The sequence below is a fragment of the Aeromonas sp. 600276 genome, assembly GCF_049175815.1.
Lineage (GTDB): Bacteria > Pseudomonadota > Gammaproteobacteria > Enterobacterales > Aeromonadaceae > Aeromonas > Aeromonas dhakensis.
Genome location: NZ_JAAKVU010000026.1, coordinates 26,354 through 46,072, shown reverse-complemented (window position 1 = coordinate 46,072; position 19,719 = coordinate 26,354). Strand labels below are relative to the sequence as shown.

The window sequence follows — 19,719 nt, the reverse complement described above, 5'->3', positions numbered from 1 at the left end:
AATAAAATTGCAAAAAACTGCACTTTTTTAGTTATTCATATCCAAGCACAGCTTTTATACAAACTTATCCACAGAAACCAGCACCGAATTGCTAGAATGGCCGAAAACAAGGAGGCCAAGATGGACTTGCGACTGAGACATTACAAGGGAAAACGCCCGCAACTGGGCAAACGGGTATATGTGGACCCCTGCGCCACCCTGGTGGGCGATATCGAACTGGGCGACGATGCCAGCATCTGGCCCATGGTGGCCGCCAGAGGGGACGTCAACCATATCCGCATCGGCGCCCGCAGCAACATTCAGGACGGCACAGTACTGCACCTGACCCGCAAGAGTGCCAGCAACCCGACCGGCTATCCGTTGTTGATCGGGGAAGATGTCACGGTCGGCCACAAGGCGATGCTGCATGGCTGCACCATTGGCAACCGGGTGCTGGTCGGCATGGGTGCCATCCTGCTGGACGGGGCAGTGGTCGAAGATGATGTGATGATCGGTGCCGGCAGTCTGGTGCCACCGGGCAAGCGACTCGAGGCCGGCTTTCTTTATATGGGTAATCCCATCAAGCAGGCGCGCCCTCTCAAGCCGGCCGAGATCGCCTTCCTCAAGACCTCGGCCGACAACTATGTCCTGCTCAAGGACGAATACCTGCAAGAGGTCTGAATCCAGATAGCCACAAACAGGAAGCCCGGCATGAGGCCGGGCTTCGCGTCTTATATAGCTATATAGGTGTCGATGACGACTGCCAGCGATCAGTGGGCCTGATCCCAGTTGTCACCGGTGCCCGCTTCGACCACCAGCGGCACATGCAATTCGGCGGCGGCTGACATCTTCTCCTTGATGATGGCGATGTATTCCTCCAGCTTCTCTTCGCGGATCTCGAACACCAGTTCATCGTGCACCTGCATCAACATGCGGATCGACTGGTCTTCAATACCCCTGATCCAGCCATCCACGTTGATCATGGCGCGCTTGATGATGTCGGCGGCCGTACCCTGCATGGGGGCGTTGATGGCGGCCCGTTCCGCCGCCTTGCGCAGACCGGCGTTGCGGGACTTGATGTCTGGCAGATAGAGGCGGCGACCAAACAGGGTTTCGACGTAACCCTGGGCTTCCGCCTGCTGGCGGGTGCGCTCCATGTACTCCAGCACACCCGGGTAGCGCTCGAAGTAGAGATCCATGTACTTCTGCGCCTCGGCACGGCCGATCCCCAGCTGCTTGGCCAGACCGAAGGCGCTCATGCCGTAGATGAGGCCGAAGTTGATCGCCTTGGCGCTGCGACGCATGTCGCTGGTCACCGCATCAAGTTCAACCCCGAATACCTCGGCGGCGGTCGCCTTGTGGATGTCCTTGCCCTCGGCGAAAGCGGTCAGCAGTCCCTTGTCACCGGAGAGGTGGGCCATGATCCGCAGCTCGATCTGGGAGTAGTCCGCCGCCACCAGCTTGTAACCGGCGCACGGGATGAAGGCCTGCCGAATGCGACGCCCCTGTTCGTTGCGCACCGGGATGTTCTGCAGGTTGGGATCGGTAGACGAGAGCCGCCCGGTCGCCGCCACCGCCTGATGATAGGAGGTGTGCACCCGCCCGGTCTGCGGCTTGATCATCAGCGGCAGCTTGTCGGTGTAGGTGGATTTGAGCTTGGCCAGGCCACGGTGCTCCATCAGGAGGCGCGGCAGCTCATAGGTCTCCGCCAGCTCGGCCAGCACCTCTTCCGCGGTGGAAGGGGCTCCTTTCGGAGTCTTCTTGATGATCGGCAGCCCCAGCTTGGTGAAGAGGATCTCCCCCAGCTGCTTGGGTGAGGAGAGGTTGAACTCCTGCCCGGCCAGCTCGTGAGCCTGCTTCTCCAGCTCTGCCAGCCGCACTTCGATCTCCTGGCTCTGCTTATGCAGCAGCTTGGGCTCGATGGTGGTACCGAGTCGCTCCATCCGTGCCAATACCGGCAGCAGCGGCAGCTCGATCTCGCTGAACACCTTGGCGAGGCCCGGCTCGGCAGCAAGCTTGCCCCATAGCGCCTGATGCAGACGCAGGGTGATATCGGCATCTTCCGCCGCGTAGGGGGCCGCCTGCTCTAGCTCGATCTGGTTGAAGGTGAGCTGCTTGACTCCCTTGCCGGCGATGTCTTCGAACGAGATGGTCTCGACGTTCAGATACCTGCGGGCCAGCGAATCCATGTCGTGGCGGCTGGCAGTGGAGTTGAGCACATAGGACTCGAGCATGGTGTCGTAGGCGATACCCTGCAGCTCGATGCCGTGGTTGAGCAGCACGTTGCGATCGTACTTGAGGTTCTGCCCCACCTTGAGGCGGGCAGGATCTTCCAGCAGCGGCTTGAGCTTGCCGAGTACCACGGCCTCGGTCAGCTGTATCGGCGCCCCCAGATAGTCGTGGCCGAAGGGCACATAGGCCGCCTTGCCCGGTTCGATGGCAAAGGAGACGCCAACGATGCGCGCCTCCATATAGTCGAGACTGGTGGTCTCGGTGTCGAAGGCAAACAGCGGCGCCGCCTGCAGGCGTGCCAGCCACTCATCAAATTCGGCCTCATCCAGAATGCAGCGGTAGTCGGTTTCGATGGCGGCAGCCGGGGCGGCGCCTTCCTCATCACCCTCGGCGCCGCTCTCCTCGCCACCGGACTCCAGCTCTTTGATCAGGTTGCGCAGCTCATACTCGCGATAGACCGCCAGCAGGGCCTCCTTGTCGATGGGGCCGAGCTCCAGCTCTTCCAGGCTCTGCTCCAGCGCCACGTCGGTCTTGATGGTGGCCAGCACATAGGAGAGGCGCACCTGCTCCTCCTGCTCGCGGAACTTGTCGGCAAACGCCTTGGAGCCGCGAAAGCCGAGGGCAGCGACCTTGTCGAGGTTGGCGGCGATCTCGTCGATGCTGCCGATCCCCTGCAGCAGGGCAAGGGCCGTCTTTTCGCCGACACCGGTCATGCCGGGGATGTTGTCCACCTTGTCCCCCATCAGAGCCAGGTAGTCGATGATGAGCTCGGGCGGTACGCCGAACTTCTCGATCACCCCTTCCCGATCGGTCTTCACGTCCTTCATGGTGTCGATCAGGGTGACATGGTCGGAGACCAGCTGCGCCATGTCCTTGTCGCCGGTGCTGATCAGCACCGGCAGCTGTTTCTCGGTCGCCTGGCGGGCCAGGGTGCCGATCACGTCGTCGGCCTCGACCCCTTCGACCATCAGGAAGGGGAAGCCCATCGCCTTGATCATCTGATGGATGGGGGCGACCTGGCTGCGCAGATCGTCCGGCATGCTGGCTCGGTTGGCCTTGTATTCGGGATAGATGTCGTCGCGGAAGGTCTTGCCCTTGGCATCGAACACCACGGCCACATGGCAGTCGGGGTACTGCTTGCGCAGGCTGCGCATCATGTTGGCCATGACACGGACGGCGCCGCTCGGCAAACCGGTCGAGGTGCGCAGATCGGCCTGCTGAGAGGCAAAGAAGGCGCGGTAAAGATAAGAGGAGCCGTCGACCAGAATAAGGGGATTGCTAGGGGCCATGAAATCGTCCTGCCAGAGATAAACAGCCGCTAGGATGCCACAGGGCCCCCCTCACACCAAGAGGGGGGGCGACCCGGCCGAGGGATCCTCATCGACTGCCACTCTGTGGATAACTCTGTGCTCAAAAATGGAGTGATTGATGAACCCCAGTGAAACCACTGTGGATAAAAAATGAAAATTTCATATATAACAATGAATTGAGATCGTTAAAACCGATCGCCAGACTGTTGGAATGATCTCGATCAATGTGGAAAAAGATTTAAGGGAGTAAACGCGGCAGGATCCGAAACGAAACAATCCTAGCACAGCAAGATGACTTGACCAGCGGAGGACGAACGATAACCATACAAAAGTACAACAATCCATCCTGGCTCACATTTTCAACAACGAGGAGTCTGCCATGAAAAAAGTGGCCGTGATCTTGAGTGGCTGTGGCGTCTTTGACGGGGCCGAAATCCACGAGGCCGTCATCAGTTTGCTGGCGCTGGCCAGGCAGGGCGCCGCAGTGCAGTGCTTTGCGCCCAATGTTCCGCAGCTCCATGTGATCAACCACCTGAGCGGGGAAGTGAGCGAGGGAGAGAGCCGCAACGTGCTGGTCGAGGCAGCGCGCATCTGCCGCGGCCAGATCAAAGACGTGGCAGAGCTGGATGCAGCCGACTACGATGCCCTGCTGGTGCCGGGCGGCTTCGGCGCCGCCAAGAACCTGTGCGACTTCGCCATCAAGGGAGCCGAGTGCCAAATCCAGCCGGACGTGTTGAAGGCGTGCCAGAGCTTTGCCAGGGCCAACAAGCCGGCGGCTTACATCTGCATCGCGCCAGCCATGATCCCGCTCATCTACGGCGCCGGCACCCTGGCCACCATAGGCCACGACGAGGGCACCGCCAACGCCATCGAGGCGATGGGTGGCAGCCATCTCAACTGCCCGGTCAACGAATTCGTGGTAGATCAGGAGCGCAAGGTGATCTCCACCCCCGCCTACATGCTGGCCAGCAATATAGTGGAAGCGGCGGACGGCATCGAGAAGACCGTCAAGCAGCTGCTGGCGCTCTGACTGCCAGATTGACCCAAACAAACGGGCCGCTCATGGAGCGGCCCGTTTTCAATTCTCGCGGATAGCGACGGATTAGATGCTTTCGCCCATCTGATCCATCTTGCCCAACAGGGCACGCAAACGCTCTTGCCAGGCAACGTGCTCGTTGCGCAGCTGATGGTTCTCGTCTTGCAGCTTGCTGTTCTGCTCTTTCAGCTCGTCCAGCTCCATCTTCAGCAGGGAGATGTTGTCGACGGCGGATTGTACTTTGGATTCGAGTTGCTCAAGGACTTCTAGTGACATATGCATACCTGTATGTTCAATTGCGATGCCCCACAGAGGGCGATTCAAGCGCGTGAAGCCAGCATACCCTGATGGCATCGGCACAAACAAGCCGGTGCGCTGTAAAATGCGCCTTCCATGGATGTATTGACTAAATATGCGTCTATTTTTCTCGCATCCTGCGCCGGGGCCAAGGCAGGGCCCGCACAAGCCGCCATTGCATCCGATCTGCTCCCCTATTCACATCAACCGGACGCCTCAGCTGTGCAGGGCGATATAGGCCCCCAGCAGCAGACAGGCGACCCCGTACATCAGCAGGCCGTAGAGCAGGTTGCCGCGCAAAATGGCCCCGGCACTCAGGTTGTAACGGGAGGCCAGCGCCAGGTTGGAGCCGGAGAGCGGGCTGGTGCCGGTGGCCAGCCCCCACCCCAGCAAAAAGGTCATGCCGAGCAGGCTGGGATCCGGCGCCAGCGGCCACAGCAGCGGCGCCAGCCCGGAGATGCTGATGAGCGGGTGTACTCCGACGATGGCCACCAGCAGGATCAGCAGCAGGGTGAGCGAGGCCTCCAGCCAGCCGAAGTGATGGAAGAAGGGCAAGCCGTGGCCGCCGCCCAGCTCGAGCACCGACAGCGCGCTGTTGATGCCGGCAGCCAGCAGACCGGCCCCCAGAAACAACACTATCTGACCGCCGATGGCGGGGAAGCGCTCCACCACCTGCCGCTTGAGGGCCGGGCCTCGCCCCGTGCTCGGCATAAAGGCAAACGCCAGCAGCGGCGCCACCAGGGCGATCACCGCCAGGATGCCGAGATCCGGCCAGGTCTGCTTGATCAGCAGCACCAGCCCGGCCAGGGCGACCGGCAGCCCCAGGGTCTGCAGCCGCAGCGGGTAGCCGGCAAAGTCCGCTACCCCCAGCCGCTCCACCTGCCAGGCGGTCAACCCCATCGCCAGCAGGGTCGCCAGCAGCCCGAACGGCAGGATCTGCGACAGCTGCAGACCGGGGGCATAGGTGAGCGCCACCGCCATGGCGACGAAGAAGGGTGACCAGAAGGCCGCCGCACAGAAGATCCGGCTCAGCACCAGTACCTGACGCCGCTCCAGGGTGCCGCCCCGTTCCAGCCGATCGCCGATGATGAAGAGCACCGAGAGGTTGATGACGGCCCCCAGCAGGTTGAGGCTGGCCATGGTGCTCCACAGCCCCTTGCGCCCTTGCCATGAGGTGGTGCCGGTCAGCAGGTCCGAGGTGGCGAGATTGAGGGTGCTCACCGCCGCAAACATGGTGAGCATGTTGATGTTGGGCAGCAGCCAGTCCGCCGGCCGGAGGCTGGCGCCTTGCCAGCAGGAGAAGATCAGCAGCGCCAGTGCCGCCCCGTACAGGGCCAGCGCCTGACGGCGCGCCGCCCCAACCAGCCAGGGCCAGGTGAGCAGGGAGGCTCCCCAGGCGGCGATGGCTGCCGGCCAGGGGGAGAACCCCAGATAGAGGTGCAGCAGGTTGAGCAGCCACATCCCCAGGATCAGATAACCCGACCAGCGCTTGGCCATCGACTCGCCTCGGTCAGGGGATCAGAGACACTGATCCATGTCCAGCGACGGCTTCTCGCACTCCGGACGGCCCACGATCTTGGCGGGCACGCCCGCCACAGTGGTGTGCGGCGGCACCGGGTTGATCACCACGCTGCCGGCGCCGATCTTGGCGCCCATGCCCACTTCGATGTTGCCGAGCACCTTGGCACCCGCCCCTATCATCACCCCTTCCCGGATCTTGGGGTGGCGATCGCCGCTCTCCTTGCCGGTACCGCCCAGGGTGACGCTCTGCAGGATGGAGACATCGTCCTCGATCACCGCCGTCTCGCCGACCACGATACCGGTGGCGTGGTCAAACATGATGCCTTTGCCAATGCGGGCGGCCGGGTGCACGTCCACCCCGAACACCACGGAGATCTGGTTCTGCAGGTAGAGCGCCAGCGAACGACGCCCCTGGCGCCACAGCCAGTTGGCGACCCGATAGCCCTGCAGGGCGTGGAACCCCTTCAGGTAGAGCAGCGGGGTGGAGAAGAGATCGACCGCCGGGTCGCGCTCCTGCACCGCGCAGATGTCAGCGGCGACCATGGTCAGCAGCTCGGGCTCGCTGCGCAGAGCCAGCTCGATCACCTCGCGCAGGGCGATGGCGGGCATGGTGGCGCTGTCGAGCTTGTTGGCCAGCTGGAAGCTGAGGGCCGAACGCAGGTTCTTGTGATTGAGAATGGTGGAGTGGAAGAAGCTGGCCAGCATGGGTTCTTCGGTCGCCATGCTCGCCGCTTCTTGCTGAATTTTTTGCCAGGTTCTGGCAACCAGATCATCCATGTTGCAGCCTACTGTTGTTCTGAGGGAGTGCCTTGCTGTTCCTTGTGCACCACGGAGATGGGGTCCATGTGGATGATGACATCCATGCGCTCGAATGCCTGACGAACCGCCAGTTCGGCTTCATCGGCAATCTGATGGGCCTTGACCAGAGGGAGCTGATCGTCCAGTTCCAGATGCAACTGCACGAAGCGGGTCGGACCGGACTGGCGGGTGCGCAGATCATGCACCCCGTGTACACCTTCGACGGCACAGCAGAGGGCCATTATTCTCGCTTGTTCCTCGGCTGGCAACTGACGATCGAGCAGTGCCTGCACCGATTCATAACCGATGTGCAACGCCCCCCACAACAGGAACAGCCCGATCAGGATGGCAAACAGGCCGTCGGCCCAGTACCAGCCCTGCCCCGCCAGCACCAGTGCCAGCAGCACGCCGCCGTTGAGCAGCAGATCGGAGCGGTAGTGCAGCATGTCGGCCTTGATGGCCACGCTGTTGGTCTTGCGGATGACGAAACTCTGGAAGCTGACCAGCAGCAGGGTCAGCACGATGGAGCCGCCGCTGACCCACAGACCCGCTTCGAGTCGCTCCAGCGGCGCCTGTTTGAGCAGGGAGGAGATGCCGTGCATCACCAGCAGCAGCGCGGAGCCCGAGATGAAGGCTGACTGGATCAGCCCGGCCAGCGACTCCGCCTTGCCGTGACCGAAGCGATGCTCGTCGTCGGCCGGTGACAGGGCATAACGGATGGCCAGCAGGTTGATGATGGAGGCGCTCACGTCCATGAAGGAGTCGGTGAGGGAGGCCAGCAGGCTCGAGGAGTCGGTCATCAGCCAGGCGATCAGCTTGCCGGTGATCAGCAGGGTAGCGGTGGTGACGGCGGCCATGCTGGCCAGCGTCACCCAGCGGGAATATTGTTGATGGCTCAAAACCGGCTTTCCTCTTGCGGTTAAAAATCTATTATACCCTGACCCCTGCGCCAGTCTGGCGCGAAAAATCAGCGGAATGACTTCAGATGCACAAAATACTCCTGGTCGACGACGATCTCGAGCTGACCCAGTTGCTCACCGAAATTCTGACCCTGGAAGGCTTCCAGGTGACCGTCGCCGAGGATGGCGAAGAGGGGTTGCAGCGGCTGGCCGAACAGCACTTCAACCTGGTCCTGCTGGACGTGATGATGCCCAAGCTCAATGGCTTCGCCATGCTGACCCGGCTGCGCAAGACCCACGACACCCCGGTGCTGATGCTGACCGCCCGCGGCGACAGCCAGGATCGGGTCAACGGGCTGGAGGCGGGGGCCGACGACTACCTGGCCAAGCCGTTCGATGACAGGGAGCTGCTGGCCCGGGTGCGCGCCATCCTGCGCCGCACCCAGGGCAGCCAGCCCCAGCGCGGCGGCGGTTCGGACGAGGTGCGCTTCATGGATCTGGTGCTGCAGCCCGGCCTGCAGCAGGCCAGCTGCCACGGCGATCTGCTGGAGCTGACCGCCACCGAATTCGGCCTGCTGGAGTGCCTGTTGCGCAATCCAGGCCAAATCGTCAGCAAGAGCCAGCTCTCCGAGCTGGTGCTGGGCAAGAAGCTCGAGCCCTTCGATCGCGCCATCGACATGCACCTGAGCAACCTGCGCAAGAAGCTGCCTGAGCGCACCGACGGCCAGCCCCGCTTCAAGACGGTGCGCGGCCGTGGTTACCTGTGGCTGGAACAGGCATGAGAACGGCCCGCACCTTCAACGGTCTCTCCACCCAGATCTTCCTCTGGTTCTGGTTCATGCTGTTGCTGGTGGTGGCCGCCGTGGTGATCCTGCCGACCCTGGATCCCCGCAACATCATCCCGCTGCCGGCCCACGAGATCGCCCGCCTCAATAACAATCTGAAGGCGCTGCAGAAGGGGGCGGATCCCACTCAGGATTTCGATCTGGCCCAGGCCATCGACGCCGCCGGCCTGCTGCCGGTGGACAACATCTACCTGCGCGACGCCAAGGGACAGATGCAGTCCAGCACCCGCCTGAGCAAGTTCGTGGTCCGTTTCATGCTCGATTCGGACAACCCGGCCAAGCCCATGCTGGGCAGCGAGCACAAGCGGGCCATCGCCGGCCCCTTCCAGATGGAGCATCGCGGCCAGATCTACCACGTCTACTTCGGCCTCAACGTCGAGAACTCCTATCTGTTCCTGTTCATCCAGATCCTGGATCACCCGATCCAGATCCTCGGCATCGCCATGCTGGTCAGCACCCCGCTCTGCCTGCTGCTGGCCTGGCGGCTGACCCGCCCCATCCTGCAGTTGCAGCAGTCGGTCTCCCTGCTGGCGGAGGGCAATCTGGAGGCACAGATCCCCAACCTGGGGCGGCGGGACGAGATAGGCCAGCTGGCGGATCACGTCAGCCACATGGTCGATACTCTCAAGAACATGATCCAGAAGCAGAAACAGCTGCTCTCCGACATCTCCCACGAGCTGCGCAGCCCGCTCACCCGCATCCAGCTGGCGCAGGCGTTGATCCGCCGCAAACAGGGTGACAGCAACGAGCTGGCCCGGATCGAATCGGAGATAGGCCGGCTCGACAAGCTGATCGGCGACCTGCTCGACCTGTCGCGGGTGCAGCAACATGTGGAGGCGCCGGTGGTGATGCCGCTGGCCGATCTGCTGGAGCCCATCCTGGACGACGCCATGTTCGAGGCAAACCAGAGCGGCAAGCAGCTCAGGTTGCCGCCGCTGCCCACCGACTCTCTGCGGATGTGGCCCGATCTGCTGGCCCGGGCGCTGGAAAACCCGCTGCGCAACGCGCTCAAATATGCCCGCGAGTTCATCAAGGTGGACTGGTACCGGGAGGGACGGGAGTGGGTGATGACCATCCGCGACGACGGCCCCGGCGTACCGGTGGAGCAGCAGCCGCAGCTGTTCCTGCCCTTCTTCCGGGTGGATGATGCCCGCAACGCCAAGACCGGCGGTACCGGACTGGGGCTGGCCATCGCCGCGGAGGCCATCCTGCGCCACGGCGGCACCATCCGCGCCAGCAGCAACCACCCGGCCGGGCTGACCATCACCATCCGCCTGCCCATCGGCTGAGCAGGCCCTTTTCATCCGCCCGGGCGCTGGGTATGCTGGCGCCCTTTTCGCCCCATCAGGACGCCGTCATGCTCGACATCGTGCTCTACCAACCGGAAATTCCGCCCAACACCGGCAACATCATCCGCCTCTGTGCCAACACCGGCTATCGGCTGCACCTGATAGAGCCGCTGGGGTTCGAGTGGGATGACAAGCGGGTGAAACGGGCGGGGCTCGACTATCACGAGTTCGCAGAGGTGAAGCGCTGGCCGAACTTCGAGGCCTTCCTGGCGGCGGTAGCGCCGACGCGGGTATTTGCCTGTACCACCAAGGGACGCACCGCCCATTCGGCAGTGCAGTTTGCCGCCGGGGACGCCCTGTTGTTCGGGCCCGAGAGCCGCGGCCTGCCCATCGAGATCATCGAGAGCCTGCCGTTCGAGCAGCGGCTGCGCATCCCCATGCTGCCCCAGAGCCGCAGCATCAATCTCTCCAACGCGGTAGCGGTATTCGTCTACGAAAGCTGGCGCCAGCTGGGCTACCCCGGTTCGCTGCAGGTCTGAACCGGACCTGCCTGGCTAGATAGCGGGCTCAGGAGGAGGCCTGCTGCGCCTCCCCCGCCCCGTGGGGTGAGTGGAGCAGCCGACCATCGCGCTCCAGCTGCCAGCAGAGCCAGCCCAACGTCAGTCCCCGCCCCGTCATCAGGGCCGCCATCGCGGCCCACAAGGCCGCCACGCCCCAGCCCTGACAGAGCCACCAGACCGGGAAGAAGCCGCCGAGGGCCGCCACCAGCATGCTGTTGCGCATCTCCCGGGCCCGGGTTGCCCCGATGAAGACCCCGTCCAGCAGGAAACACCAGACCGCCAACAGCGGCATGGCGATGAGCCAGGGCAGCTGCGCATTGGCCGTGGCGATCACCGCCGGCAGATCCGTGATGTACCCAATCAGCCGGCTGCCCCCCAGCGCAAACAGCAGGCTGAAGCCCAGCGCAATCAGCAGCGCCCAGCCGAGGTTGAGGCCGATGGCCTCCCGCAGTCCCTGCCGATCCCGACGTCCGATGGCGCGCCCCACCATGGCCTCCACCGCATAGGCGAAGCCGTCCAGCCCGTAGGAGATGAGCATCAAAAAGTTGAGCAGTACCGCATTGGCTGCCACCGCCACATCCCCCAACCTGGCCCCCTGCAGGGTCATGAAGGCGAAACAGAGCTGCAGGCAGAGGGAGCGGATGAAGATGTCCCGGTTCAGGGCCAGCAGTCGCAGCAACGCGGGCCACTGGCGCCAGCGCTGCCAGGCCCCCTGCCACGCCACCGGCGCCAGCCGGCGCAGGTGACGGCTCACCAGCCAGAGCCCCAACCCGAGCGCGCTGTAGTCCGCCAGCAGCGAAGCGCCAGCCACCCCCTTCACCTGCCAGCCCAGCCCCAGCACGAACCAGGCATCGAGCCCCATGTTGACCAGGTTGGTGAAGATCAGCAGCAGCATGGGGCTGCGCGCATCCTGCATGCCCAGCAACCAGCCCATGATCACCAGGTTGCAGAGCGCCGCCGGGGCACTCCAGATCCGTACCGAGACGTACTCGGCGGCATAGTGCTGCACCTCGGCGGAGCCACCGCTGAGGGCGATGAGGGTGGGGAGCAACGGCAGCAACAGCAGCAACAACGCCAGCCCCAGTGCGATGGCGAGCCCCAGCGCCCTGGCCAGGGTGTCGAGCTGGCCGGCCGGGCTGCTGGCGCCATGGGCCTGGGCGGTCAGGCCGGTGGTGGACATCCGCAGAAAGCCGAGCAGCCAGAACAGCAGGTTGATGAGGGTGGCGCCGACCGATACGCCACCGAGGAACCAGGCCTGGCCGAGATGACCGATCACCCAGGTGTCCACCAGCCCCAGCAGCGGGGTGGTGACATTGGAAAAGACCATGGGCAGGGCCAGGGCAAACACGGCGCGATGGCGCCGCCCGTCTCGCCACCAGGCGGGGGTCAGCATGCCGGAGGACGTCCGTTGCTCATCACTATTCGCCATCCAGCCGCACTATCCTGGCAAAGTCCGACACCATGCTCGCCATCACCACCCTGGGCACCCCGTCCTCGCTCAGACGGGGGCGAAACACGGCTTCCAGTTTGCCGGCCGGATTGATCAGCACGATGGAGGCGGAGTGGTCGATCAGGTAATCCTTCTCCCCCTGATCGGCGATGGAGTAGATGAGCCCCAGATTGCGCACGAAGGGAAACAGCTTGTCGTGGGGGCCGGTCGCCGCCTTGAACTCCGGGTTGAAGAAGGCGGTGTAGGTCTTGAGTCGGGCCACGTCGTCCCGCTGGGGATCCGCCGAGATGAACACCACCTGGCTGCTCGGAGCGATCTTTTTCAGCTCGGGATAGACGGAACGCAGATCCGCCAGGGTGGTCGGGCAGATATCGGGGCAGAAGGTGTAGCCGACGAACAGGAAGGTCCAGTGGCCGGTCAGGCTGGCCGGCACGAAGGGCTGACCATCCTGATCGGTGAAGGCAAACGGGTTGATATCCCGCCCCGCCGGGTAATAGTCGGCATGCTCGGGCAGGGAGGGCTGGCTCCAGTAAAAACCGCCCATCATGCCCCCGACCAGCAGCAGAAACAGCAAGGGGTAACGTGGTTTCACCATAAAAAACAAACCCTTTACGTCGACACGCCCGCCAGCCGGGCCAGAATGAAAGGGCTATTGTAACCCAGTGAGCACCGGGCCGGTCACTCCCTTGTCACGGTTGCCCGTTCGCTGGCCAACTTCGGTCAGAAGATGACGCCAGGGTCTGCAAAGCGACGCCGGATCGCCCAAAACGACAGCCCCACCGGGAGGTGGGGCTGTTTTGCAACGGGATCAGGGTTGTTGTCGGCGCCGCTCGTGCAGGCGGCGGCTCGAGGCGCGTAGCGGGATGACAGGGGCGGTCCAGAGATCATCGGCCAACCCCTGCTCGTGATGGCTGTGAAACAGGCGCACCAGGCGGACAATCTTGTCCTTCGGGCACCCCAGCCAGATGGTCCAGCAGGCGCCCTTGTGGTGCACCCAGAGCGCGTAGAAACGGGTCATCCGGTTACCCTTGATGAAACGGGTGATGGAAGAAACGGGCGATGCCAGACCCGGATCCCATGGCGAGCTTGAAGCCATACCTGTCCTCCTTGATCAACAGGTCACGCCAACCGGCACCGCCCATCACCGCCAGGGTGAATGAGTCGATGACTGCCGCGTGTCGACTGCGCGAGTGTGCCGCTGCGGTGCCGACTGCCGGCGCCCTGCTGACCACTCTCCCTTCTATCCCGCAAGCGCCTCTTTGCCAGGTGTGCGCTGCACACCGCTCGAGGCTGTTGTTTTTCCCTGCTGCCCTCCGGGTTCCTGCTATCAGCGATCTGGATAACGCGCGTCATGGCGAGCAGCGGGGGCGGCTCAAGCCAACGAGTCCGCCTTACCAAATGATATATCTGAAATGAATCGCCTGCGGCGAGCGCCCGCAGACAAAAGTGCCGGGTATCAGGATCTGATTGAAATCACGGGGAAAGGAGCGCAGAAACAACAAGGCCTCCCATGGGAGGCCCTGTTGGCACGGATTACATCCAGTCGGCGTTGCGAATGACGCCGACCGCCAGCCCCTCGATGGTGAGCTGCTGGCTGGCGAGATCCACCTCGATGGGGGAGAGCTCTTCGTTCTCCGGCAGCAGCCACACCTGGCTGCCCTTGCGCTGGAAGCGTTTGACGGTGACATCTTCGTCGAGCCGCGCCACCACCACCTGACCGTTGCGCACCTCCTGGGTCTTGTGCACCGCCAGCAGGTCGCCATCCAGAATGCCGATGTTCTTCATGCTCATGCCCTGTACCCGCAGCAGGAAGTCTGCCCGCGGGTGGAACAGGGCGGGATCCACCTGGTAGTGGCTCTCGATGTGTTCCTGGGCCAGAATGGGCTCGCCGGCAGCCACCTTGCCGATCAGCGGCAGACCGCTCTCTTCCAGCTGCTCTTCCTCTTCGAGCAGCAGGCGGATGCCGCGGGACGTGCCCGGCATGATCTCGATGACCCCCTTTTTGGCCAGGGCCTTCAGATGTTCCTCGGCCGCGTTGGCCGACTTGAAACCAAGCTTCTGGGCAATCTCGGCGCGAGTCGGCGGCATGCCGGTCTCGTTCATGTTCGCCTTGATCAACTCCAGCACTTCGGCCTGGCGGGGAGTAAGGGGTTTCATAGCATGGGCACCTGTCTTTTTATACAGCACACTGGCAGTATATACAGTGCAGTGGCCAAGGCAAGCCGCAGCTGACATTTGTCGCGGCCCTCCGTTCATTTGCCATGGTTTTGATCCCGCGCAGCCGACTCATCGTACCTCTCGGCGACAAGCAGTCGGTGATTTGCTATGCTCACGCCGCATTTTTTTGGAGAGCAGACGCACATGTCCCTTGGACAGAAGATTTCCAGAGCCATCTTGCAATGGCCGGTCAGCGGCTTGGTCAATCACAAGAGCCTGCCGGAAAACCCCATCACGGAACTCAAGCTGGATCCGGCCAGACCCATCGTCTATGCCCTGAAGACCAGCTCGATCACCGACCTGATGACCCTGCAGCAGTGCTGCGAGGATCTCGGTCTGCCCGGCCCCTTCACGCCGCTGGAGCTGAACGGCCAGCTGCTGCCGCGCTATGTCTGTCTTGATCGTCCGCCTCCCCTGTTCGGCAAGCGCAGCAAGCCGCTCCCCTTCCTGCAGGAGTTCCACCAGTTGCTGGATTTGCACAAGCAGGATCCGGCACTGGACATCCAGGTGGTGCCCGTCACCCTGTTCTGGGGCCGTGCCCCGGGTCGGGAAGGCGAGGAGGCCTCCGGCTGGAACATCATCAGCAGCCTGGCGCCGAACCGCCTCAAGAAGGCGCTGATCGTGATCCTGAAAGGGCGCGAGAACCTGGTGCGCTTCTCTCCGCCGCTCTCCCTGCGCTACATGGCGGACAAGCACGGCACCGACGAGGCCATCGCCCACAAGCTGGCGCGGGTGGCCCGCACCCACTTCAGCCGCCAGCAGCTGGCCGCCACCGGGCCCAAGCTGCCCAACCGCAACCTGCTGTTCAAGCAGCTGCTCGACTCTGGCGTGATCCAGCAGGCCATCGAGGAGGAGGCCCAGCGCGAGGGGATCAGCCTCGATAAAGCCCAGAAACGGGCTCATGGCTACATGGACGAGATCGCCTCCAACTTCTCCTACCGGTTGATCCGGCTCGGCGAAAGCTTCCTCGGCTGGCTGTGGAACAAGCTCTATCGCGGCCTGTCGGTCAACGGCGCCGAAAAGGTGCGCCAGCTGGCCCAGGAGGGTCACGAGATCGTCTACGTGCCCTGCCATCGCAGCCACATGGACTACCTGCTGCTCTCCTACGTCATCTATCACCAGGGCATGGTGCCGCCCCACATCGCGGCGGGCATCAACCTCAACTTCTGGCCGGCGGGCCCAATCTTTCGCCACGGCGGCGCCTTCTTCATCCGCCGCACCTTCAAGGGCAACCCGCTCTACAGCACGGTATTCCGGGAATACCTCAACCTGCTGTTTGCCAAGGGTTATTCGGTGGAGTTCTTCACCGAGGGCGGTCGCTCCCGTACTGGTCGCCTGCTGCCACCCAAGACCGGCATGCTGGCGATGACCCTGCAGGCCATGATGCGCGGACTGGATCGGCCGCTCACCTTCGTCCCCGTCTACCTGGGTTATGAGCACGTGATGGAGGTGAACACCTACCACAACGAGCTCAAGGGCAGCCGCAAGGAGAAGGAGAGCTTCCTGCAGGTGCTCGGCATCCTGCGCAAGCTGCGCAACTACGGCCGCGGATTCGTCAACTTCGGCGAGCCGCTGACCCTCAACAGCTACCTCAACGAACACGTGCCGACCTGGAAGGAGCACATCGGCGAGGAGGAACGCCCCGAGTGGATGGCAGGCACCGTCAACCAGCTGGCCGAGCTGCTGATGACCCGCATCAACGGCGCCGCCGCCGTCAACGGCCTGACCCTGAGCGCGCTGGCGCTGCTGGCCGCCGAACGCCACGCCCTCACCCGCGACGAACTGCAGGCCCAGCTCAACACCTATCTGGACCTGCTCAAGCAGGTGCCCTACAGCCCGCACAGCACCATGCCGGCCGAGGATGCCAAGACCCTGCTGGATCAGGCGGTGGAGCTCAACAAGTTCGAGGTGAGCGAGGACAAGCTGGGGCAGATCATCAGTCTGGACCGCTATCAGGCGATCCTGCTGACCTACTACCGCAACAACATACTGCACCTGTTCGCCATGCCCTCGCTGGTGGCGGCCCTGATCGAGCGTTGCGAGGGGATCTCCCGCAGCGAGATCGTCGCCCGCTGCATCGACATCTACCCGCTGCTCAAGACCGAGCTGTTCCTGCGCTACGAAGAGGATGATCTGCCGGAGCTGGTCGATGCCCTGCTGGCCGAACTGCAGCGCCAGCAGCTGATCGAGGCGCGCGACGGCGGCTTCTGGGTCAACCCGGTCAACCAGACCCGCCTGCTGCTCCTGGCCGAGAGCATCCAGGAGACTCTGCAACGCTACGCCATCGTGCTGACCCGGGTGCTGGCCCAGCCCAGCATCGAGGCGGAGCAGCTGGAGGCGGACGGCCTGATGATGGCGGAACGCCTCGGCACCCTGCACGGCATCAACGCCCCCGAGTTCTTCGACCAGAAGCTGTTCAGCACCCTGATCCACACCCTGCGCAGCGAAGGCTATCTGGATCCGGGCTGCAAGCCGGATCTGGGCCGCTTCCAGGCGCTGGCCGACAACATAGTGCCACTGCTCAGCACCAAGATCCGCCGCACCATTCAGGCGGGCAACCGGACCTGAGCCGGGACACATCAATGAAAAAGGCCGCATGTCGCGGCCTTTTTCATTGGGGAAGCGAGTTCACAGGTAGTTGATCACCACCCCGGCGAAGATCAGCGCCCCCACGTAGTTGTTGTTGAGGAACGCCTGGAAGCAGGCTTCCCGCGCCCGCTCGCGGATCAGTCGCTGCTGATAGACGAACAGCGCCGCCGCCGCCAGCAACGACCAGTAGTAGCTGGATCCCAGCTCGCTCAGCTGGCCCACCAGCAGCAGGATCAGCAGGGTCAGCAGCTGCAGCGCGCCTATGATCCGCTTGTCGTGGCGGCCGAACAGGATGGCACTCGACTTGAGACCGAGCTTGAGGTCGTCGTCCCGGTCCACCATGGCGTACTCGGTGTCGTAGGCGATGGTCCACAGCAGGTTGGCGAAAAACACCAGCCAGGCCACGGCCGGCAGGGCGTTGGCCTGGGCCGCGTAGGCCATGGGAATGGACCAGGAGAAGGCCATGCCGAGCACCAGCTGGGGGATCGGGATATAGCGCTTCATGAAGGGGTAGCAGACCGCCAGCAGCAGGGCCGCGAACGACAGGCCTATGGTGAGCGGGTTCATGGTCAGCACCAGGGCGAACGAGATGAGCGCCAGCACGGCGAACAGCGCCAGTACCTCCCGTGGCTTGACCTTGCCCATGGGCAGCGGTCGGCCGGCGGTACGCTTCACGTGACCGTCAAAGTTGCGATCCGCATAGTCATTGATGACGCAACCGGCGGAGCGCATCAGAAACACCCCCACCACGAACACCAGCAGGGTCCAGAGATCCGGCAGGCCATCGGCCGCCAGCCAGAGCGCCCACAGGGTCGGCCACAGCAGCAGCAGGGTACCGATGGGCTTGTCGATGCGAGCCAACTGCACGTAGGCCAGTCCCCGCTCCTTGGTTAACAGATTCACTCCAGCTCCTTGTTGCATGACAGAGAGGGCAAGAAGAGTTCATGGACCAGCAGTGGCCATTGCCCCAGAAACAGACGGGAACGGCGTCCCCACACGATGCCGGCCGGACACCAGGGATTGCTCGCAATCTCGAAACAGGCCAGTTGCAGGTGATCGCGCCGGGCAGGCTCGTCACCGAAGATACGCTCACCCAGAGGCTGCTCGCCCAGCTCGCGCAAGCCGCTGTCCGGCAAGGCAGCCTCGGCGAACAGGGTCCAGCCCAGCAGGGCCGGCCCACGATCACCGTGCAGGATCACCTCGCGGCACAGGCCAGCCGGATGATCGGCGGCCACCAGCTGCTGCTCGTCGGCATCGAGGGGGACGCTGCGGTTGCCGAGCAGTTGCACCGAAAAGTGGTGATTATGGCGGCGCAGGCGCCGGGTCATGGAGTCCGCCTCCAGCAACCAGGGCAGCAAGGCCTCGGGCGGCTCGCACTGCGCGGGAGTCCGCCAGGGCTCCAGCCGGACAAGGGGAACAGTCAACTCGGACTTCACAGCTTCACCATCCGGAGATTTCCGTTATCAGGTTAAAATCCGGTTTATTATCCGTAAATCAATCGAGAATTGTAAGAACATCCGTGCTTGACGGCCCCGATGGCAACATCAAAAATGGGGTATCTCTTGCTGATGAGCCATCCATATGAAGCTATTCAAATTTCTGCTGGTGTTGTTGCTGAGCTGCGGTGCACTCCAGGCCTATGCCTCCGAAGGAGGGGAAGCACCCGCAGAAGGAGAAGCGGCGGCGGCCAAGCCGGGATTCCTCTACCACCTGCTGGATCCCGACATCATCACCAACTACCTGAGCGACGGTAAAACCCTCGGCTACGTCCGGGTGACGGTGGAGCTGATGGCCGAGAACGAGGCCGACCTCAAGCTGCTGGAGCAGCATGACCCCCTGATCCGCGACGCCATCATCCGCCTGATGGGCAGCAAGACCGCCGATCAGATCAAGTCCCTGGTCAGCCGTGAAGACCTGCGCAAGGAGTGCGAGACCCGGGCCAACGAGCTGCTGGTGAAAGAGAGCGGCAAGAAGGCGATACGCGAGCTCATCTTCACCAAATTCCTCTATCAGTAAGGTCCCCTCATCACGAGCGGGCCATGCGATCATCCGGGCCCGCTCGCTGTTTTAGAAATGAAAATTGATTACACTAGGGCCCACTGAGTTGTCGAGGTAGTCGGAATGGGCAACAAGACCCTGTGTGAATGGCGTCGCAGCGAGATCCCGGCCGATCTCAAGACCCTGCGCAAAATCGTGCGCAAACCCAAGTTCGTCTGCGGCAAGTGTGCCCGCAGCGCCAACGACAAGAGCTATCTGTGTCAGCCGCTGCGGTTGAAAGAGAAAGAAGCCTGACCGGCTATTGATCGGTCCAGCCCTGGCGCCCCTGCTCGAACAGCCGACGCGCCTGGACGTCGTTGGGGCAAACCCCGCGGTACTCCTCGCCGGAACGGCCCGCCAGATAGAGATGTTCCGGCCGGCAGTACCAGGCCAGCCCCTTCTGGTGTCCCTGTTTCCACAGCTCGGCATTCACCTTCTCGCCGCACTGGGCCTGATGGAACTCGACCCGCTCGGCGGTCAGGCCCAGCTTGCCATCCGCCTCCCCCACCTCGCTCCACACCTTCTCGCACGGATCATCCGAATGGGAGGCACAGCCCCCAAGCAGGGCGGCAAACACTATCACCGAGAGTCGCATAGTCATCCTTGAGTGTCGTTTGGGCAGTTCATTCTAGCCAGCCCGCCGCCGGCCTCCAAGTGCCT

At 63.1% G+C, this 19,719-nt stretch carries 20 protein-coding genes; 8 read left to right on the top strand and 12 right to left on the bottom strand.

What is annotated here, in order from left to right; all coding sequences use genetic code 11:
• Positions 1–120 precede the first annotated feature (120 nt).
• Positions 121–660, top strand: coding sequence for a gamma carbonic anhydrase family protein (locus G5134_RS19905; protein WP_065017893.1), 540 nt, complete (start codon positions 121–123; stop codon positions 658–660).
• 89 nt (positions 661–749) lie between these two features.
• Here G5134_RS19905 and polA read toward each other — a convergent pair whose 3' ends face one another.
• Positions 750–3,500, bottom strand: coding sequence for a DNA polymerase I (polA, locus tag G5134_RS19900; RefSeq protein WP_065017892.1), 2,751 nt, complete (start codon positions 3,498–3,500; stop codon positions 750–752).
• Between the two features lie 400 nt (positions 3,501–3,900).
• Here polA and elbB point away from each other — a divergent pair, with 400 nt between their 5' ends.
• Positions 3,901–4,551: an isoprenoid biosynthesis glyoxalase ElbB gene (gene elbB, locus G5134_RS19895; protein ID WP_019840100.1), complete on the top strand. Its 651-nt coding sequence runs from the start codon at positions 3,901–3,903 to the stop codon at positions 4,549–4,551.
• Positions 4,552–4,623: 72 nt separating this feature from the next.
• On the opposite strand, the gene G5134_RS19890 is transcribed toward elbB, so the two are convergent.
• The 4 genes from G5134_RS19890 to G5134_RS19875 all read right to left on the bottom strand — a co-directional run bounded on the left by G5134_RS19890 (position 4,624) and on the right by G5134_RS19875 (position 8,072).
• The gene (locus G5134_RS19890; RefSeq protein WP_005307594.1) at positions 4,624–4,833 is read right to left on the bottom strand and encodes a cell division protein ZapB; all 210 of its coding nucleotides are present in this window, start codon (positions 4,831–4,833) and stop codon (positions 4,624–4,626) included.
• A gap of 237 nt (positions 4,834–5,070) precedes the next feature.
• Positions 5,071–6,351 carry a hypothetical protein gene (locus G5134_RS19885; RefSeq protein WP_421232152.1) on the bottom strand — a complete coding sequence of 427 codons (1,281 nt, stop codon included), beginning with the start codon at positions 6,349–6,351 and terminating at the stop codon, positions 5,071–5,073.
• A gap of 21 nt (positions 6,352–6,372) precedes the next feature.
• On the bottom strand, positions 6,373–7,152 hold the full coding sequence (gene cysE, locus G5134_RS19880) for a serine O-acetyltransferase (protein WP_005307587.1): 780 nt from the start codon (positions 7,150–7,152) through the stop codon (positions 6,373–6,375).
• 8 nt (positions 7,153–7,160) lie between these two features.
• Complete coding sequence (locus tag G5134_RS19875) at positions 7,161–8,072, bottom strand: cation diffusion facilitator family transporter (RefSeq protein ID WP_010635505.1); 912 nt, start codon at positions 8,070–8,072, stop codon at positions 7,161–7,163.
• 86 nt (positions 8,073–8,158) lie between these two features.
• Here G5134_RS19875 and G5134_RS19870 point away from each other — a divergent pair, with 86 nt between their 5' ends.
• From G5134_RS19870 to trmL, 3 genes are all read left to right on the top strand, one after another.
• Positions 8,159–8,854 (top strand): response regulator, encoded by a 696-nt coding sequence (locus tag G5134_RS19870; RefSeq protein ID WP_065017890.1) that lies wholly within the window; start codon positions 8,159–8,161, stop codon positions 8,852–8,854.
• Positions 8,851–10,206: an ATP-binding protein gene (locus G5134_RS19865; RefSeq protein WP_065017889.1), complete on the top strand. Its 1,356-nt coding sequence runs from the start codon at positions 8,851–8,853 to the stop codon at positions 10,204–10,206. Before G5134_RS19870 ends, G5134_RS19865 begins: the two co-directional genes overlap by 4 nt.
• 68 nt (positions 10,207–10,274) lie before the next feature.
• Entirely contained in the window at positions 10,275–10,745 is a 471-nt protein-coding gene (gene trmL, locus G5134_RS19860) for a tRNA (uridine(34)/cytosine(34)/5-carboxymethylaminomethyluridine(34)-2'-O)-methyltransferase TrmL (protein ID WP_005307574.1), read from the top strand.
• A 28-nt stretch (positions 10,746–10,773) separates the two neighbouring features.
• Here the strand turns inward: trmL and dinF are convergent, their stop codons facing one another.
• The 4 genes from dinF to lexA all read right to left on the bottom strand — a co-directional run bounded on the left by dinF (position 10,774) and on the right by lexA (position 14,373).
• Positions 10,774–12,195, bottom strand: coding sequence for an MATE family efflux transporter DinF (dinF, locus tag G5134_RS19855; RefSeq protein ID WP_065017888.1), 1,422 nt, complete (start codon positions 12,193–12,195; stop codon positions 10,774–10,776).
• Entirely contained in the window at positions 12,185–12,811 is a 627-nt protein-coding gene (locus G5134_RS19850) for an SCO family protein (RefSeq protein ID WP_005307570.1), read from the bottom strand. The genes dinF and G5134_RS19850 overlap by 11 nt, the downstream gene beginning before the upstream one ends.
• A 213-nt stretch (positions 12,812–13,024) precedes the next feature.
• On the bottom strand, positions 13,025–13,312 hold the full coding sequence (locus tag G5134_RS19845; RefSeq protein WP_005307567.1) for a hypothetical protein: 288 nt from the start codon (positions 13,310–13,312) through the stop codon (positions 13,025–13,027).
• 437 nt (positions 13,313–13,749) lie between these two features.
• On the bottom strand, positions 13,750–14,373 hold the full coding sequence (gene lexA, locus G5134_RS19840) for a transcriptional repressor LexA (RefSeq protein WP_065017887.1): 624 nt from the start codon (positions 14,371–14,373) through the stop codon (positions 13,750–13,752).
• A 204-nt stretch (positions 14,374–14,577) separates the two neighbouring features.
• Here lexA and plsB point away from each other — a divergent pair, with 204 nt between their 5' ends.
• Positions 14,578–17,001 carry a glycerol-3-phosphate 1-O-acyltransferase PlsB gene (gene plsB, locus G5134_RS19835; protein ID WP_065017886.1) on the top strand — a complete coding sequence of 808 codons (2,424 nt, stop codon included), beginning with the start codon at positions 14,578–14,580 and terminating at the stop codon, positions 16,999–17,001.
• Between the two features lie 60 nt (positions 17,002–17,061).
• Here the strand turns inward: plsB and ubiA are convergent, their stop codons facing one another.
• Together ubiA and G5134_RS19825 are read right to left on the bottom strand one after the other, a co-directional pair.
• Positions 17,062–17,925 carry a 4-hydroxybenzoate octaprenyltransferase gene (ubiA, locus tag G5134_RS19830; RefSeq protein WP_005307559.1) on the bottom strand — a complete coding sequence of 288 codons (864 nt, stop codon included), beginning with the start codon at positions 17,923–17,925 and terminating at the stop codon, positions 17,062–17,064.
• Entirely contained in the window at positions 17,922–18,458 is a 537-nt protein-coding gene (locus G5134_RS19825) for a chorismate--pyruvate lyase family protein (protein ID WP_005307556.1), read from the bottom strand. Before G5134_RS19825 ends, ubiA begins: the two co-directional genes overlap by 4 nt.
• A 145-nt stretch (positions 18,459–18,603) precedes the next feature.
• Between G5134_RS19825 and G5134_RS19820 the strand changes: the two genes are divergently transcribed.
• A complete protein-coding gene (locus G5134_RS19820; protein WP_005307553.1) occupies positions 18,604–19,038 on the top strand; it encodes a flagellar basal body-associated FliL family protein in 435 nt (144 codons plus the stop codon).
• 105 nt (positions 19,039–19,143) lie between these two features.
• Complete coding sequence (locus G5134_RS19815; protein ID WP_005307551.1) at positions 19,144–19,314, top strand: hypothetical protein; 171 nt, start codon at positions 19,144–19,146, stop codon at positions 19,312–19,314.
• Between the two features lie 4 nt (positions 19,315–19,318).
• On the opposite strand, the gene G5134_RS19810 is transcribed toward G5134_RS19815, so the two are convergent.
• Positions 19,319–19,654, bottom strand: a complete 336-nt coding sequence (locus tag G5134_RS19810) for a DUF2799 domain-containing protein (protein ID WP_005307548.1) — start codon at positions 19,652–19,654, stop codon at positions 19,319–19,321.
• Positions 19,655–19,719 lie beyond the last annotated feature (65 nt).

What these genes read in the sequence shown, in the direction of transcription:
- G5134_RS19810 (WP_005307548.1), bottom strand. Translation starts at nt 19,654, where the DNA reads ATGCGACTCTCGGTGATAGTGTTTGCCGCCCTGCTTGGGGGCTGTGCC.
- polA (WP_065017892.1), bottom strand. Translation starts at nt 3,500, where the DNA reads ATGGCCCCTAGCAATCCCCTTATTCTGGTCGACGGCTCCTCTTATCTT.
- G5134_RS19885 (WP_421232152.1), bottom strand. Translation starts at nt 6,351, where the DNA reads ATGGCCAAGCGCTGGTCGGGTTATCTGATCCTGGGGATGTGGCTGCTC.
- G5134_RS19865 (WP_065017889.1), top strand. Translation starts at nt 8,851, where the DNA reads ATGAGAACGGCCCGCACCTTCAACGGTCTCTCCACCCAGATCTTCCTC.
- dinF (WP_065017888.1), bottom strand. Translation starts at nt 12,195, where the DNA reads ATGGCGAATAGTGATGAGCAACGGACGTCCTCCGGCATGCTGACCCCC.
- plsB (WP_065017886.1), top strand. Translation starts at nt 14,578, where the DNA reads ATGTCCCTTGGACAGAAGATTTCCAGAGCCATCTTGCAATGGCCGGTC.
- trmL (WP_005307574.1), top strand. Translation starts at nt 10,275, where the DNA reads ATGCTCGACATCGTGCTCTACCAACCGGAAATTCCGCCCAACACCGGC.
- cysE (WP_005307587.1), bottom strand. Translation starts at nt 7,152, where the DNA reads ATGGATGATCTGGTTGCCAGAACCTGGCAAAAAATTCAGCAAGAAGCG.
- G5134_RS19850 (WP_005307570.1), bottom strand. Translation starts at nt 12,811, where the DNA reads ATGGTGAAACCACGTTACCCCTTGCTGTTTCTGCTGCTGGTCGGGGGC.
- G5134_RS19870 (WP_065017890.1), top strand. Translation starts at nt 8,159, where the DNA reads ATGCACAAAATACTCCTGGTCGACGACGATCTCGAGCTGACCCAGTTG.
- G5134_RS19820 (WP_005307553.1), top strand. Translation starts at nt 18,604, where the DNA reads ATGAAGCTATTCAAATTTCTGCTGGTGTTGTTGCTGAGCTGCGGTGCA.
- G5134_RS19815 (WP_005307551.1), top strand. Translation starts at nt 19,144, where the DNA reads ATGGGCAACAAGACCCTGTGTGAATGGCGTCGCAGCGAGATCCCGGCC.
- G5134_RS19890 (WP_005307594.1), bottom strand. Translation starts at nt 4,833, where the DNA reads ATGTCACTAGAAGTCCTTGAGCAACTCGAATCCAAAGTACAATCCGCC.
- elbB (WP_019840100.1), top strand. Translation starts at nt 3,901, where the DNA reads ATGAAAAAAGTGGCCGTGATCTTGAGTGGCTGTGGCGTCTTTGACGGG.
- lexA (WP_065017887.1), bottom strand. Translation starts at nt 14,373, where the DNA reads ATGAAACCCCTTACTCCCCGCCAGGCCGAAGTGCTGGAGTTGATCAAG.
- G5134_RS19905 (WP_065017893.1), top strand. Translation starts at nt 121, where the DNA reads ATGGACTTGCGACTGAGACATTACAAGGGAAAACGCCCGCAACTGGGC.
- G5134_RS19845 (WP_005307567.1), bottom strand. Translation starts at nt 13,312, where the DNA reads ATGGCTTCAAGCTCGCCATGGGATCCGGGTCTGGCATCGCCCGTTTCT.